The sequence below is a fragment of the Lentibacillus sp. JNUCC-1 genome (assembly GCF_009741735.1).
Taxonomy (GTDB): Bacteria; Bacillota; Bacilli; order Bacillales; family Amphibacillaceae; genus Lentibacillus_B.
In genome coordinates, this window is the sequence record NZ_WHOH01000001.1 from 936,755 (window position 1) to 951,856 (window position 15,102).

Below are 15,102 nucleotides of genomic sequence, written 5' to 3' on the forward strand. Positions count from 1 at the left end.
CCCTCCTAAACTTTAATGCATCTCTTCGCATGATTTTCACTTATAAATTCTAATTCCGGATGAACAAGTTTACATTCATCGTCAGCTAAAGGACATCTTGGGTGAAACTTACATCCTGTAGGCATTTCAGAAGGATTAGGCACGGTACCTTCAATTGAGAATAAATCATCTACTACCTCGTGAACTTTAGGCATAGATGACATTAAACCTTTTGTATAAGGGTGTTTTGGATTTTCAAACAATTCATGCACTGGTGCTTCTTCTACTACTTCACCAGCATACATAACTACAACTCGGTCAGCCATTTCAGCTACTACTCCCAAATCATGTGTGATAAAGAGTATACTGGTATTTGATTCTTTTTTAAGATCTTTCATGAGCTTCAATATTTGTGATTGGATAGTTACATCCAACGCAGTTGTCGGTTCATCCGCTATTAACAATTTGGGATTACACGATAATGCCATAGCAATCATCACTCGTTGACGCATCCCCCCCGATAAATTATGAGGAAAGCGACTCATAATTCTCTCAGAATCAGAAATACCTACGTGGTCAAGCATCTCTATCCCTTTTTTGTTTGCTGCCTCTTTGGATAAATTAAAATGTAACATCAGTGCTTCTCTTAACTGAAAACCTATTGTAAAGACTGGATTTAATGCAGTCATCGGCTCTTGAAATATCATTGATATTTCATTGCCTCGTAACTTTCTATATTCCTTTTTACTAATCTTACGTAATTTTTTATCTTCAAAAGTCATATCTCCATCATACACTTCCCCATTAGGGGGCAAAATTCCTAACAAAGCTAAAGAAGTCACACTTTTCCCACTGCCAGATTCCCCTACTATAGCCAACGTTTCCCCTTCGTGTATGCGAAACGTGACACCATTAACAGTTGATACATATCCGTCATCTGTTTTAAAACGAACTTTTAAATCCTGAATATCTAAAAGTTGCTTCGCCATATCAGCACCTCACATTATTAGTCTTTAATTTTAGGGTCTAGTACATCTCGGAGCCAATCACCCAGGAATATAACGCCTAGTACTGTCATTGTAATGGCTATTCCAGGAAATGTCGCAACCCACCAACTAGTAGATATATATTCTCTACCATCACTGAGCATCAGTCCCCATGAAACATCAGGTGGCTGTATTCCAAGTCCTAAAAAGCTTAAACTTGCCTCCAATATAATCGTTGAAGCAACGTTTAATGTTGCGATAACAATAAAAGAGGAAACGACATTGGGTAAAACATACTGGATTATAATTCTAAAATTTTTAGCACCTATTGCACGGGCAGATCGAACATAATCTCTTTCCTTTACACTTAATGTCTCACTACGAACCATTCTGGCATAAACCACCCAAGTTGTTCCTCCTAGAACAAGGATTAGCGTTATTAAACTTGGACCTAACACCGCTAATACGATTAACATAAATAAAATATTAGGTATAGCTAAAAAGGAATCCACTGTTCTCATAATAATAAAGTCCCATATCTTTCCGTAATACCCTGCAATGAGTCCAAAAATCATCCCAATAAAACCTGCTAACAGAACAGCACTTATACCTACTAATAAAGAAATTCGTGAGCCATATATTATTCTACTTAACACGTCACGACCTAAATTATCTGTTCCTAAAAGATATTCCGTGCTCCCTCCATCTAACCAAAAAGGAGGGAGCAGTCGATTTACTACATTAGTTTCTGCAGGATCATGCATAGCAAGGTTATTTGCAAAGATAGCAACTAATGATACACATACAACAATTACCAATCCCATTGTACCGGTTTTACTTCTAAATAACTGTTGTAATAATTTTTTTGTTCGGCTTTCCTTGCGCTTTGGAACTGCATCCACGCTTTCTATCAGATTTTCCATAACAACGCCCCTCCTTAGTCATACTTAATTCTTGGATCGAGAAGTCTATAAACTGAGTCAGCAATAAGATTACTGAGAATAACAGCTATTGCTATAATAAATACCGCAGCTTGTACAACCGCCATGTCACGCAAGTTTACAGCCTGTATTAATAACTGGCCAATCCCCGGCCAAGCAAACACAGTTTCTGTAATCAACGTTCCTCCAATTAATGTTGATGTTTGTAAAGCAGTTATTGTAATCACTGGAATAAGCGCGTTACGGAAGGCATGAATATTAACTACTATTGCTTCTCTTAAACCTTTACTCCTTGCCGTCCGAATAAAATCCTGCTCCAGAATTTCAAGCATGCTTGATCGTATAAGCCTCGTCATTTCAGCAGCAATTCCTGTTCCCAATGCAATTGCAGGCAACACGAGATGTAATAGGGACCCCCTACCTGACACTGGAAACATCTCAAGGTTCACTGCTAAAAATAAAATCATCATAATACCCAACCAGAAATTTGGCATAGCTTTCCCCAAAACCGCTCCGCCTGTAATGAACAAATCAAAAAAACTATTACGTTTTATAGCTGACATTATACCCAACGGCACAGAGACAATAATAGCTATAATCATGGAAGCAATTGCTAGTTCGATAGTAGCAGGTAATCGTTCGATTACTAAATTCAAGGCATCTGTTTCATATCTGTGGGAATTCCCAAAATCCCCCTTAATCAGATTTCCCATATAATCAAAATACTGAGTATAGAGCGGGTCATTATAACCAAGTGACTCTCTCAGTGCTTCACGCTCTTCGTCAGTGGCTGTTTCAGATATCATTAGGGAAACCGGATCACCTGTAACACGCACAAGAATGAAAACAATTAAGGTAATGAGGAATAGAACGGGGATGGTTTTAATTAAGCTTTTAACAAAGTATTTCAAGTCATATTCCTCCTCTTTAGAAAAGAGAAGGGAGGAAGAACCCCCTTCTATTTTAGTGTAATTTCATCCACGTATAACATTTCACTTAATTTTGGTGTGAAATCTAGCCTATCATTAACTCCATAAATAGAGTTAATTTGATACAAGTAAATTTGCGGCCTATCTTCTGCTATTATTTCTTGCGCTTTCTGATATTGCTCGACACGTTCATCTGGATCCATGTTAGACATAGCATCTTGTATCAGTTGTTCTGTTTCAGGATTATCATAATCGGTTTCTCCAGCTGCTTGTTCTTTAGTTAAGCGCTGTAAAGCAAGGGATGCATCAAACATGGAATTTCCATATGCTATAAAAAACACATCTTCAAATTCTTTTTCTGCATATCTAGTAGAAAATGAACTCCATTCCAACATTTCTACATCAGCAGTAATACCGACTTCTTGTAGCATTGCTTGTATTAACTCAACGGACTCTTTATCTTTTAAGTATCGACCATTAGGCGCACTTAAGGTTATATTTAACCCGTCTTCATAGCCTGCCTCAGCAAGTAGTTCTTTGGCCTTTTCCGGATCGTATACCTGGGTATCATATAGTTCTTCGTTTGCTCCCACGTTACCTGGTGTTACACGTGTTCTTGTCGGTGTGCCGTTTCCTTCAAGAAGTGAATCTACAATCGCCTCTTTATCGATTGCTAAATCAATAGCTTCACGAACCTTAGGATCTGCAGTAGGATAATCCCCTTGCGTACGGAGTGCCAACAGCATCACGCGCTGTGATGGTGAATTTACCACCGATACTCCTTCTTTATCTTCAATACGTTCTATATCAGTTGGAGGAATATTAACTGCTACATCTACCCCTCCTGTTAAAACTTCTGAAACCCGTGTAGAATCTTCCGGAATAGATCTAAATACAACTTCCTCCCATTTTGGTTCTTCACCAAAATAATCATCAAAAGGCTCTAGAATAAGTCGGTCATCTTTCTTCCATTCCTTTAGCTTATAAGGACCTGTGCCAGCTGGATCTTTAAGAAATGCATCCCAGCCTTCGGACTCTATATAATCTTTAGGAAGCATACCTGAACCAATTCGTGACAATCTATTTAATAGAGCAGGTTCAGATTCATGTGTATAAATATTAAACTCATAATCACTAAGAACCTCAACTTCATCAATCTGTTGATAGGAACCATATTCCAACAGCGTATCATCTTTAGCCACTCGTTCAAGCGTGAATTTGACATCCTCAGCTGTTAGCTCTTCACCATTATGGAAGGTCACACCTTCCTTCAAAGTAAATGTCCAAGTATTCTCGTCTACGTTTTCCCAGCTTTCAGCAAGATCAGAAACAAATCCTTCTTCAGGGTCGTTCCTTACAAGATAATTAAACATATTTACATGAACTGCTTCTGTACTAGTATTATTATGATCATGTATGTCAAAGGAGACAATGTCATTTCCACTTGCAATAACTAATTTTTTGGAATCGGCATCCTCTTCAGGGTCACCACCATTCCCTTCAACATTTTCCCCGCCACTTGAATTTGAGCAACCTGCAATTAATAAAACGAAAATCAATAATGTTGACCAGAAGACTTTTTTCATTAAAATTCCCCCCATTTATTCAAACGTATTATTTAAAAACTTGTTTACTAAAAGCGTCATTACAGAAACTCCATATAACAGCGCTCGTTCATCAACATCAAACTTAGGATTATGGTTACTGTATGCAGTAGACTCATCTGAATATGTTCCTAATCTAAAAAATATTGATGGCACTTCCGATGAAAATTCTGAAAAATCTTCACCACCCATCGCAGGTGGAGAATACTTAATACTTTCTTCTCCAAATAATTTTGTTGCTGAATCTACAAATAATTCTTTTGCCTTACTATCTATTTTTATAGGTGGGGGACCAAAGTTATATTGGAGATTGCAATTCCCTCCGTATGATTCAGCAATAGAAGCCGCGATTTTTCTCATACTATTTGAAACCAATTTTCTAGTGCTTGGATCTAGTGTTCTTACCGTTCCTTTTACTGTTACTTTCTCTGGAATAATATTATTTTTTGTCCCTCCTTTAATGCTACCAATACTTATTACCGCTGAGTTTATTGGATTCACTTGCCTGCTGACTATCTGTTGGAAAGCCAATATAATTTGAGAAGCAATCGTTATCGGATCAACTGTCAGATGTGGATAGGCAGCATGCCCCCTTTACCGAATACTTCGAGATTAAAAAAGTCAGCAGCCGCACCACTATACTTTGAATTAGATATGGAAAATTCGCCAACTTCTATTGTAGGGTGCACATGTAAACCAGCCATCATATCAATCGGAGGATCTCTTAATGCACCTTCATTTATCATTTTTTTTGCTCCAGCAGCAATTTCTTCCGCAGGTTGAAAGATTAACTTCAGTGTTCCTTTCTTTAACCCCATAATAGAGAAAACTTTAGCAACGCCTAGTAAATTTGCCATATGCATGTCATGACCACAAGTATGGGCTACTTTCTCATGTATGCTCTTATAATCTTCTGTGATTTCATCATCCATCGGTAGGGCATCCATATCTGCTCTCAAACCGAATACCTTGCCATCCTCTTTTCCCTGAAGCAATCCGATTACCCCTGTATTTCCAACACCTTCTTCAACCTCATAGCCCCAACTTTTCAGATAATGTGCTATGGTAGAAGCAGTGCTTTTTTCTTGAAAAGCTAATTCCGGATGCTTTCTAAAATCCCTCCTGATTTGTACCAGCTCATCATAAATACTCAAAACTGTATCATAGAGAATTGGATCGGATGCTTTCATCTCATGAAAGGTATCACTTTTGGCTTTTGACTTCATCACGAATACCCGCTCCTTGTTGTTCCATTTCATTCTTAAATTCAAATATGAATGATGCCATCATTTTAATACCCTCTATAAAGTCTTCTATAAATATATTTTCATTCGGAGCATGATTATTAGATGCGAAATGACCTACTCCGAAAGAAACAGCCGGAATGCCGTGTTTTTGACATAATTCAAACATTGGTCCTGTTCCAGGTGTACTTGGAACCACATTCGGCATCTCGTTTGTGCTACTTTTAATTGTATTAATTGCGGCTTTCGTAATTCGTTCAGTAGGAGAGGTTCTTGCTGCCTTTTCTTTTGTCAAACTACGAATTCCTATATCAGAAAACCCATTATCATCAAGATGCTTTCTTAAGTCTAATAATATTTTATCTGGATCTTGGCCAGATACTAGGCGAAAATCTAACTTTGCAAAAGCCTCTGAAGGAAGAACGGTTTTCGAGCCCTCACCTGTATATCCACTTTGTATACCGCAAATATTACATGTTGGCTCAAATATATGTTTGATCTTTAGTTCTTCATCTTCAAGGTTATTTACAAAATTTGTTACATTTAAGTGTTCGAGCAGAAAATTTTCACTTAGACGATAATGTTTAATCATCTCTTCATCTTCTTTTGTAAGTGGGTCAATATCATCGTAGAAACCAGGGATTAGGATTTTTTCGTTTTCATCTTTTAAATGGTTTAATGCCCATACTAAACGCCAAACAGGGCTTTCTACAATTGAAGCCTGTGCAGAGTGCAAATCAGTATTAGCCCCTTTTGAAAACAATTCTACATAGAGCATACCTTTTACACCTAAAGACAATTGTAATCGATGATCCCCATCTCTATATCCAAACTCCCATACGCAACCATCAGCCCTGATTTTATCTTTGTATTCATCTGCAAATTCCGGTAAGCTTACACTGCCAATTTCCTCTTCGCCTTCAAATATAAATTTAATATCTATAGGAAGTTCACCTATTACATTTTTAATAGCATGTACCGCAGCAAGTCTCGCAATTAAATTCCCTTTATTATCTGCAATCCCTCTAGCGTACATCTGCCCATCAATTATAGTCGGTTCAAAGGGTGGCGTATTCCATAATTCTATAGGATCTTCAGGTTGAACATCATAGTGGTTGTAAAAACTTAATGTGTTTTCCCCCGTCCCCTTCAGATGTGAAAACACAACGGGGTAGCCACTTGTTTTTAGTACTTCTGGTGTCTGTTGAAACGCTTCTTCAAACAACCCCTTAAGATAATCTACGCTGTCCGTCATCCCTCTGTTTTGAGCAGCAACGCTAGGAATCTCGCAAATCTCCTTCAACCAATTAATGTAGTAATCACGATTCTGATCGATGTATTCGTTTACACTCTTCATAAAATAAAACCTCCCAATATTTTTACACCATGAGTTCCCTTGTACGAGCAAAGATACATATTCAAACATTTATAGGCAGTCTTTCCATTTTCTATGAGATATTTAAATTCAAACTATTAGTGTCCTCAAAACAATTTTGCAGTCTTTCCTCCTTCCGTTGAAATTTTGTAGATGATTATGATGTTTATCATAGTATGAATTTCAGGTGTATAAATATGCCATGCCCCTGAAAAAACTCATAATACTCTCAAAGGTGATTTCCATAAGCAAATAGTCATCGTTATTAGTTTCTTATTTATATTTTTATTTATCCAATTATATCAACCATTCAGTTATTGTCAATAATCCGTTTGTAATCTTTTTAAAATTATTACCACATAACAGTATGTTAGTAATTAGAGAAGCATGACAATCGCCCATGTTTCCAAACTAGCCCAGACAAACGCAAGCGACAATTCTAGTAAATACTAAATGGGCTTAATCAGGGTAAAAGCAAGGAATTGACGCCGAATTTAGTTTAAATGCAAATAATAATTAACGATAATTCTTAATCGAAAAGTCAATCATCTCTTCATTATTTTTAATTAAGTTTCTTGCTGTCTCATTTGGTTGAAATTCTTTTTCCCCTTTTAATACATCCAAATAAAGTTTATGAGTTTTAAGCGTCCGTTCAATATTTTTTTTATCTTTAAAATGAATCATATGGGGTTTGATGATTTCATAGATCGTCTTCCCAATCTCAATAACAAAAGGATTTTCGGTTTCTTCCATAACTGTATAATGGAATTCTAGATCAATCTCAACCAACTCTTCAGGTGTAAGCTTTTTTTCCATTCTATTAATTTGCGAGTTATAAACCGATTCAATCTTAGCGATATTAAACGATGCTTTTGTCTTTAAAATACTAATCATTAATACTTCAAACTGTTGTCTAAATTCAATTAACGAATGAATGTTTTCTCTATGCAAGATCAAACTGAATATAAGTGGATTCAATCCACCTGGTGAGTTTTCTTTTGTTATAAACATCCCTTCGCCTCTTCTGATTTCAACGATGCCGATTGATTCAAGTACTTTTATCGCCTCTCTTAAAGGCGTTCTACTAACTCCTAATATGTCCATTAACTCTGATTCTTTCGGTAGCTTATCCCCTGCTTTTAAATGACCCTTTATAAGATTTTCCTTTATTATGTTAACTATTCTTGTAGACATAGTTCCTTTCTTTTGCAGTGGTTCAACTTTTTCAATCATTTACATCCCTCCATGTAGGTAGTATAAATTTTTTAGAAATATTTACATACTCACATTATTATGTTATCATATTTTTCAACATAGTACGTACTATGTAGTATACACAAATTGAGGAGGTAATTAAATTTATGAAAAAACTTATTTTGTTTTTTGTTTTAGTTCTGATACTGGTTGGATGTGGAAATGATTCAGAACCTGCAGCCAGTGATGGGATTCAGAAGTTGGATATTACTTTGACACACGACGTTACGGAGACACATATTAAGCACAAAGCTTCTGTGGAGTTTAAAAAATATATTGAAGAAAACTCAGACGGAAACATTGAAGTGACTATTTACCCAAATAATACTTTGTTTGATACTGCAAACCAATACCAAAACCTAGCTTCTAACGACACTCAATTTATAATTTCTGATATGAGTCGCATGACTGATGTTCACCCTGCCTTTAACATTCCGAATATGCCATTTTTGTTTGAGAGCAATGCTGAATCCATGGCCTTTTGGCAAAGTGAAGAAGGACAAGAAATCTTAAATAGTTTTGAAGATGATGAAATAAAGGGATTAGCTGTCTGGCCAAATGGTCCGAAAAATTTAATGAATAACAAGAAAGCGGTAACATCTCCGGAAGATCTTGCTGGTTTAAAGATCAGAACTCAAGGTGGGCCAGTTCTGACAGAAACTTATGATTTACTTAACGCCAGCACACAAAGTATGGGTATTGATGAGTTATTTACATCTCTGGAAACAGGTGTGGTGGATGGCCTTGAGAATACATTTGGAGCTTTGGAATCGTTTAATTTTGATGAGGTTACAGATTATTTAACGGTCACCAACCACAATAGAATCGACTATGTATTACAAACAAACCTTGAGTTTTGGGGCACGCTAAACGATGATACAAAACAGCTAATTGAGGAAGCTGCTGATGCCGCAACTAAGTTTGCAGTGAATACCTCAGACGAATTAAATGAAGAATCATTTAAAAAGCTTAAAGAACGTGGGGATGTGGAAATTATCGAGTTGTCAGAACAACAAAGGAAAGCATTCAAAGATGCATTTGAACCACTTTATGATAAATGGGTACCGGAAATAGGTGAGGAATATATAGAACAAATTAATAATCAATCATAAAGGCCAGATTTCTGATCTTTATGATTGTAACTAAGGTGGATTTAGGATGAAATACTTGAGAATTATAGAAAATAACTTGGTAGTCATCTTTTTCCTGTTGGGTGTGATAACTAATTTGATAGGTATCGCTTTAAGATTTTTCCCATCCATTCCACAATATTGGGTGCCGGAAACATACACGCTTCTATTTCTTATTGCAATATTTATCGGTTTTGGAACAGCATTAAGAGATGGAAAACACATTACTGTTGATTTGGCAAACAGATTTACCAGTAAAACTGTTCAATCAGCAATGATGCTTTTGTCTTATTTACTCAGTCTTGCGTTTGGTGTGCTGTTCATGGTTTCAGGGTACTTCATTGTTGTAAAAACATTTAAACAGGGACTTACAACACCAGATATAGGTTTGCCGGTTTGGATCACCTACCTAATTATGCCAATAACTGGGATATTAATTCTGATACATCTCATCAATTTTATTGTTAAACATTTTAGGAAGGAGGAGTTCTAGGTTGGCAGTAATATATCTTTTAGCTCTATTGTTCCTGTTTATGTTTTTACAAGTCCCTCTGGCCATTAGTATTGGTTTGTCCAGCATGATCATGCTTTTAGTAGATGGCTTCTCTCTAGATACAATTGCATTGCGTATGTTTACCGGAGTAGATAAACCTGTTCTTATGGCTGTTCCTGGTTTTATTTTTGCTGGATTAATTATGGCAAGGGGCGGGATGGCAAAATACCTATTTGAAGTTATGAATGCTTGGATTGGGCACACAAGAGGTGGGCTCTCGACTGTTGCTATTTTAGTATCTCTGATATTTGCGGCTATTTCTGGTTCAAGTGCCGCAACAGCAGTCGCAGTTGGATCCATAATGATCCCGGTAATGACCAAAGCAGGGTATGATAAAAAATATGCTGCTGGATTAGTTGCTACAGCTGGAACTCTTGGTATTCTTGTCCCACCTTCAGTTCCCCTCATACTTTATGGTTCAATTGCAGAAATATCGGTAAAAGGCTTGTTCACTGCTGCTCTTATACCTGCCGCCCTCTTGGCAACTGCTTTAATTATTTTTTCAATTGTGGTGGCGATTAGAAAAGGTTATGGTGGTTTAGAAAAAGCATCTTGGGAAACTAGGATAAAGGCCTCAAAGAAGGCTATTTGGGGACTGCTTTTCCCAGTTATTATCTTAGGGAGTATTTACGGGGGAATTGCAACTCCGACAGAAGCTTCTTTCATTGCAGTTTTATATGCTTTTATCATTTCAAAATACGTTTATAAAGAAATAGATTGGAAAAATTTTAGAGACATAGTTATCAGCTCAGTAAACACTACCGCAATGATCTTTTTAATCATTGCATCCGCATCCCTATTGGGTGTTTTCTTAAGTTTGGAACAAATTCCACAAACATTTGCTGCATGGATTGGATCTAATTTTGACAGTACAATAATGTTTCTTTTACTTGTCAGTTTAATGCTATTTGTACTAGGTATGTTTTTGGATGCTACCGCTATGTTAATGATCACTTTACCAATTTTCTTACCAATCTTAGCTACATTAGATATTAATTTGTTTTTCTTTGCAGTCATTATGGTAGTGACTATGGAACTTGGCATGATTACTCCACCTCTAGGAATGAACCTATTCGTAGTCAGTGGCGTATCAGGGTTAAAAATTGAGTCAATTCTTAAAGGTGTCTTGCCTTTTTACGCGTTATTAATAATTGTGTTGTTGATATTAATATTTATACCTCAACTATCCTTATGGCTTTTATAATAGAATCTTGGAGGATGAAACATGAAAAAGTATTCATTAGGCGTAATTTCAGGTGATGGAATTGGACCAGAAATTATGGAACAAGCTTTAAAAGTCTTGAATGTAGTAGAAAAGATTCATGGCGGCATACATTTTAAAGAAAATAGATACGATTGGGGGTGTGAATACTACCTCAAAAATCATAAAATGATGCCAGATGATGGATTAGATAGACTAAGAGAAAATGATGCTATCTTGTTCGGTGCCGTAGGAGCACCTTCTGTACCGGATGATATATCTGTATGGGAATTAATTTTACCCATTAGACAACAGTTTGAACAATATGTAAATTTACGACCAATAAAACAACTTCAAGGAATAGAGAGCCCATTAAAAAAACTAAATGGAAACATTGATTTTACAATTATTAGAGAGAACACCGAAGGAGAATACTCGAAGATTGGGGGCAAATTACATGCAAATACACCCAACGAAGTAGTTATTCAAAATAATGTGTTCACTAGATTTGGTACAGAACGAATCTTTGATTATGGGTTTAATTATGCCCAACAAAAACAGAAAAAGTCTGTTACGGTTGCTACAAAGTCAAACGCGATTAAGCACTCTATGACCTTTTGGGATGAGATAGGAAAGAAGTTTGAAAGTAAACATAATCTCCAAGTTGATTATTATCACATTGATGCCCTTGCTGCCTATTTCATCACTAGACCTGAAGACTTTGAAGTTATTATATCCAGTAATCTATTTGGAGATATTCTAAGCGATCTTGGAGCTGCAGTTGTGGGCGGTCTGGGTCTTGCACCATCTGGTAACATTAACCCTTCTGGAAAGTACCCTTCTATGTTCGAGCCAATCCATGGTTCTGCCCCGGACATTGCAGGTAAAGGAATTGCTAATCCAATTGCTCAAATCTGGAGCGTGGCTCTAATGTTAGAGCACTTAGAACTGGGGAACTTAAGTGAATTGGTTATTAATGCAATTGAAAGCACCTTGTCCAATAAAACCATAAGAACACCGGATTTAGGGGGGGTAAATACAACAGAAGATATTGGAAATTTAATTGTCAATAACTTAGAAAAATATGTTTAAGCTTATATAATGATCCCCACTCAAAGCTAGGTGAAGCTAGCTGTATATAAAATGAAATTCAGCACCCCGTGTTTCGTTGAACGTGTCTAACCAAACTGAGCGTATGTAAAAGGCATCCTGAAAGCCTGGGGAAGGAAAAATATCATGACGGTTGCAGATGCTAAACGAGAAGCCGAAACCTACTCGAGCAGACAACCTCGCCAACAAACGCGCGCTTATTACGCCGGCGCTACCGCAAGAAAAGAGGTGGTACCTGATTGGTTCCGCGAACAACAAAAACAGCGAGATGCAAAAGAGGCAGCACGCCCGTCAACGCTCCCTGTCGATCCGCTCAAAACCCGGGAAGAACTGCAGAGCATGCTAGATGCATTCAGACAGGTGCCGGTGGTGGGTGGCAACTAGTAAGGCATGTCCAAAATGAACCACTGCCTCACGCCTTAAAAATCAAATTAGCTGACACACCCAAAATTCTTGCAGCTTGCCGTTGGGACAGTCCTTTGATGCCCTTCACCCGTCTTAAGATCGCATTTCTTTCCAATCGGGGTAAACTCTTCACATGGGCAATTTCAAGTTGTCCCAACAGCTGTTTAATTTCTGTCCTGGCTTCTTCGTCCGTCTTTCTAATGGTGTAAAAACGATCTTCAAGGCATTGATCTTGATTGGGTTCTTCATTAAACGCTTTAAAACGTGCTTGTGCAGTTGTCTCATGGCCAGAAAACAAGCCCAACACCAGCTCCTTGTCCAACAAGTCACCTGGAAAATAGGGTTCACCATAATAGCCCAGACAACTGCTCCACTTCCATTTATCCACCCTGGTTGTGATCTTCGCTTTAACCGGGTTTTGGTGGATGTACCGAGTCACCGTCAGTAAATACGCGCTCGTTTCCACATTTTCACTTCTGAATCTGTCTTGAAACAGGTGGCCGGTTGTTCTGTATTTCCAATTATAATACCGGACATAGCTGACCCCTATCCGTTTCATGGTCGTTGCAAGCGGTTCGTTTCCTTCTTTCAACAGCAAATGGACATGATTATTCATCAGACACCACGCGTAGAATTGTATGGCCGTTCGGGCTTTATATTTTTGGATGATTTCAAGGTATTTCTCACAGTCCGCATCGTCATGGAATATTTCCTGCCTGTTCACACCACGAACCATGATATGATAGATGCCAGTCTTACTTTTCACCCGGGCTTTGCGGGCCATTTTTCTGCCTCCCTGCTTGCTCATGACTCTTCATGTATCTCTCTAGTGGTCTGCCGTCATCCTTTTCTGCCCTAAACTCGCGTTGCTGCGACGCAATGTAACGGCTTCCCAAATCGCTTCATTGGAAATGTTCTCATGACCACTTAAGTCAGATATTGTTCTGGCTAAGCGCAGGATTTTCATTTGTACCCGCGTACTCCAGTGGTATTGACTCGCCCATTGCTGCAGCATTTTCTGCTGATCATCATTCAACCTGCTACAATGGGACAACTGCTCATTGGACACAACCGAATTCGTGATGTCTCTGTTAAAACGCGCATATTGTATATTTCGTGCTGCTTGGACACGGGACCGTATACCTGATGATGGCTCATTACCTTCTGAGGATTCTTGCTCCAATGCCACTGTGTTAAGCGTTAACAAAACATCCATCCTGTCTTCTATTGGGCCGGATACGCGATTGGTGTAGGCAAGAACTTGTTTGGGGGAACAGGTGCAGTACCGATGTCTTGATCCTAAATAGCCACATGGACAAGGGTTCATAGCACCTATTAATATGAATTGCGCCGGGTATGTCACGGTCGAAGCTGCCCGGCTGATCGTTACCCTCCCCATTTCCAGAGGTTGCCTGAGCATGTCCAACGTTCGCTTAGGGAATTCCGCCATTTCATCGAGGAAGAGCACCCCATGATGTGCAAGGGTGACTTCACCAGGTTTTGGGTTTGCGCCGCCGCCTATCAGTGAAACTGCTGATGCTGAATGATGCGGGGCTCTATAAGGCGGCAGCTGATGCTTTTCGTTCGTCATCCCTGCCAATTGATAAATGCTCATGACGTCAAAACTTCCCTCTTGTTTTAACGGTGGTAAAATGGATTGAAACGTCTCTGCAAGCAAGCTTTTTCCACAACCGGGCGGGCCAACCATCAACACATTATGCCCGCCTGCCGCAGCAATTTCCAGCGCCCTTTTGGCCTGCTTATGCCCTAGAACATGCTTGAAGTCCTTGTCATACGTGAGTGTGATGCTTTCTGAGAGGTCTGTTATGCGTGAAGTCGCGCCTCGAGGAGAAACATTCAATTGCATTTGACCTGAAAAAGATTCAACAACATCTTGAAGTGTTTCAGCAAATCGAAGTTCAAGCCCATCAATATGAGTCAATGGAAACTCATGTATCGGCGGTAAATACAACACCTTATACCCCGCCTTTTTAGCTGCCATAATAGCCGGCAGCATCCCTTCAACCGGTTTAATGGATCCATCCAAAGATAGCACACCCAGAAAAGCTGCGGCGTCAGGAATCGGATCTTTTATATCACCCGTTTCCTTCATAATCCCAATCGCCATCGCCAAGTCAAAAATCGGGCTATTTTTCTTTTGTTCTGCAGGGGATAAGTTTATAATGATCCGCTTATCAGCAATCTCGCAATCATACGCATACAGAGCCGCCAGCACCCGATCCTTCGACTCCTTCACAGAAGCATCCGGCAGCCCCACAATACAAATCCCTTCAACCCCCGGCAGCAGCTGCACCTCCACCTGAACACGGTAACCTTCCATGCCTTTCAGACCAATGCTCGAAACGACAGTTGCCATAACGTCACACCTCT

15 protein-coding genes are annotated in these 15,102 nt (G+C 38.6%); 5 read left to right on the plus strand and 10 right to left on the minus strand.

Going from position 1 to position 15,102, the window contains the following annotated elements:
- Positions 1-5 precede the first annotated feature (5 nt).
- From JNUCC1_RS04400 to JNUCC1_RS04430, 8 genes are all read right to left on the minus strand, one after another.
- Complete coding sequence (locus tag JNUCC1_RS04400; RefSeq protein ID WP_156644313.1) at positions 6-968, minus strand: ABC transporter ATP-binding protein; 963 nt, start codon at positions 966-968, stop codon at positions 6-8.
- Between the two features lie 17 nt (positions 969-985).
- Positions 986-1,888, minus strand: coding sequence for an ABC transporter permease (locus JNUCC1_RS04405; protein ID WP_156644314.1), 903 nt, complete (start codon positions 1,886-1,888; stop codon positions 986-988).
- Between the two features lie 14 nt (positions 1,889-1,902).
- On the minus strand, positions 1,903-2,817 hold the full coding sequence (locus JNUCC1_RS04410) for an ABC transporter permease (RefSeq protein ID WP_156644315.1): 915 nt from the start codon (positions 2,815-2,817) through the stop codon (positions 1,903-1,905).
- A gap of 47 nt (positions 2,818-2,864) precedes the next feature.
- On the minus strand, positions 2,865-4,421 hold the full coding sequence (locus JNUCC1_RS04415; protein ID WP_156644316.1) for an ABC transporter substrate-binding protein: 1,557 nt from the start codon (positions 4,419-4,421) through the stop codon (positions 2,865-2,867).
- A 15-nt stretch (positions 4,422-4,436) separates the two neighbouring features.
- Complete coding sequence (locus tag JNUCC1_RS18515; protein WP_231746981.1) at positions 4,437-4,970, minus strand: M20 metallopeptidase family protein; 534 nt, start codon at positions 4,968-4,970, stop codon at positions 4,437-4,439.
- Between the two features lie 35 nt (positions 4,971-5,005).
- Positions 5,006-5,665 carry a M20 metallopeptidase family protein gene (locus tag JNUCC1_RS18520; protein ID WP_231784143.1) on the minus strand — a complete coding sequence of 220 codons (660 nt, stop codon included), beginning with the start codon at positions 5,663-5,665 and terminating at the stop codon, positions 5,006-5,008.
- A complete protein-coding gene (locus tag JNUCC1_RS04425; RefSeq protein ID WP_156644317.1) occupies positions 5,643-7,040 on the minus strand; it encodes a M20/M25/M40 family metallo-hydrolase in 1,398 nt (465 codons plus the stop codon). Before JNUCC1_RS04425 ends, JNUCC1_RS18520 begins: the two co-directional genes overlap by 23 nt.
- Before the next feature lie 534 nt (positions 7,041-7,574).
- Positions 7,575-8,291, minus strand: coding sequence for a FadR/GntR family transcriptional regulator (locus JNUCC1_RS04430; RefSeq protein WP_156644318.1), 717 nt, complete (start codon positions 8,289-8,291; stop codon positions 7,575-7,577).
- A 128-nt stretch (positions 8,292-8,419) separates the two neighbouring features.
- Between JNUCC1_RS04430 and JNUCC1_RS04435 the strand changes: the two genes are divergently transcribed.
- From JNUCC1_RS04435 to JNUCC1_RS04455, 5 genes are all read left to right on the plus strand, one after another.
- A complete protein-coding gene (locus tag JNUCC1_RS04435; protein ID WP_156644319.1) occupies positions 8,420-9,424 on the plus strand; it encodes a TRAP transporter substrate-binding protein in 1,005 nt (334 codons plus the stop codon).
- Between the two features lie 46 nt (positions 9,425-9,470).
- A complete protein-coding gene (locus JNUCC1_RS04440; protein ID WP_156644320.1) occupies positions 9,471-9,935 on the plus strand; it encodes a TRAP transporter small permease in 465 nt (154 codons plus the stop codon).
- 1 nt (position 9,936) lies between these two features.
- On the plus strand, positions 9,937-11,199 hold the full coding sequence (locus JNUCC1_RS04445; RefSeq protein ID WP_156644321.1) for a TRAP transporter large permease: 1,263 nt from the start codon (positions 9,937-9,939) through the stop codon (positions 11,197-11,199).
- 21 nt (positions 11,200-11,220) lie between these two features.
- Positions 11,221-12,288 carry a tartrate dehydrogenase gene (locus tag JNUCC1_RS04450; RefSeq protein WP_156644322.1) on the plus strand — a complete coding sequence of 356 codons (1,068 nt, stop codon included), beginning with the start codon at positions 11,221-11,223 and terminating at the stop codon, positions 12,286-12,288.
- A gap of 144 nt (positions 12,289-12,432) precedes the next feature.
- Positions 12,433-12,690, plus strand: coding sequence for a hypothetical protein (locus tag JNUCC1_RS04455; RefSeq protein WP_156644323.1), 258 nt, complete (start codon positions 12,433-12,435; stop codon positions 12,688-12,690).
- 28 nt (positions 12,691-12,718) lie between these two features.
- Here the strand turns inward: JNUCC1_RS04455 and JNUCC1_RS04460 are convergent, their stop codons facing one another.
- Together JNUCC1_RS04460 and JNUCC1_RS04465 are read right to left on the minus strand one after the other, a co-directional pair.
- The gene (locus JNUCC1_RS04460) at positions 12,719-13,495 is read right to left on the minus strand and encodes a transposase (protein ID WP_156644324.1); all 777 of its coding nucleotides are present in this window, start codon (positions 13,493-13,495) and stop codon (positions 12,719-12,721) included.
- 42 nt (positions 13,496-13,537) lie between these two features.
- Positions 13,538-15,088, minus strand: a complete 1,551-nt coding sequence (locus JNUCC1_RS04465) for a YifB family Mg chelatase-like AAA ATPase (protein ID WP_156644325.1) — start codon at positions 15,086-15,088, stop codon at positions 13,538-13,540.
- Between the last annotated feature and the right edge of the window lie 14 nt (positions 15,089-15,102).

Bases quoted from the DNA above. Each gene is read 5' to 3' on its own strand.
- JNUCC1_RS04405 (WP_156644314.1), bottom strand. From the start codon at position 1,888: ATGGAAAATCTGATAGAAAGCGTGGATGCAGTTCCAAAGCGCAAGGAA.
- JNUCC1_RS04430 (WP_156644318.1), bottom strand. From the start codon at position 8,291: ATGATTGAAAAAGTTGAACCACTGCAAAAGAAAGGAACTATGTCTACA.
- JNUCC1_RS04415 (WP_156644316.1), bottom strand. From the start codon at position 4,421: ATGAAAAAAGTCTTCTGGTCAACATTATTGATTTTCGTTTTATTAATT.
- JNUCC1_RS04425 (WP_156644317.1), bottom strand. From the start codon at position 7,040: ATGAAGAGTGTAAACGAATACATCGATCAGAATCGTGATTACTACATT.
- JNUCC1_RS04455 (WP_156644323.1), top strand. From the start codon at position 12,433: ATGACGGTTGCAGATGCTAAACGAGAAGCCGAAACCTACTCGAGCAGA.
- JNUCC1_RS04435 (WP_156644319.1), top strand. From the start codon at position 8,420: ATGAAAAAACTTATTTTGTTTTTTGTTTTAGTTCTGATACTGGTTGGA.
- JNUCC1_RS04465 (WP_156644325.1), bottom strand. From the start codon at position 15,088: ATGGCAACTGTCGTTTCGAGCATTGGTCTGAAAGGCATGGAAGGTTAC.
- JNUCC1_RS04450 (WP_156644322.1), top strand. From the start codon at position 11,221: ATGAAAAAGTATTCATTAGGCGTAATTTCAGGTGATGGAATTGGACCA.
- JNUCC1_RS04400 (WP_156644313.1), bottom strand. From the start codon at position 968: ATGGCGAAGCAACTTTTAGATATTCAGGATTTAAAAGTTCGTTTTAAA.
- JNUCC1_RS18520 (WP_231784143.1), bottom strand. From the start codon at position 5,665: ATGAAGTCAAAAGCCAAAAGTGATACCTTTCATGAGATGAAAGCATCC.
- JNUCC1_RS04460 (WP_156644324.1), bottom strand. From the start codon at position 13,495: ATGGCCCGCAAAGCCCGGGTGAAAAGTAAGACTGGCATCTATCATATC.
- JNUCC1_RS04440 (WP_156644320.1), top strand. From the start codon at position 9,471: ATGAAATACTTGAGAATTATAGAAAATAACTTGGTAGTCATCTTTTTC.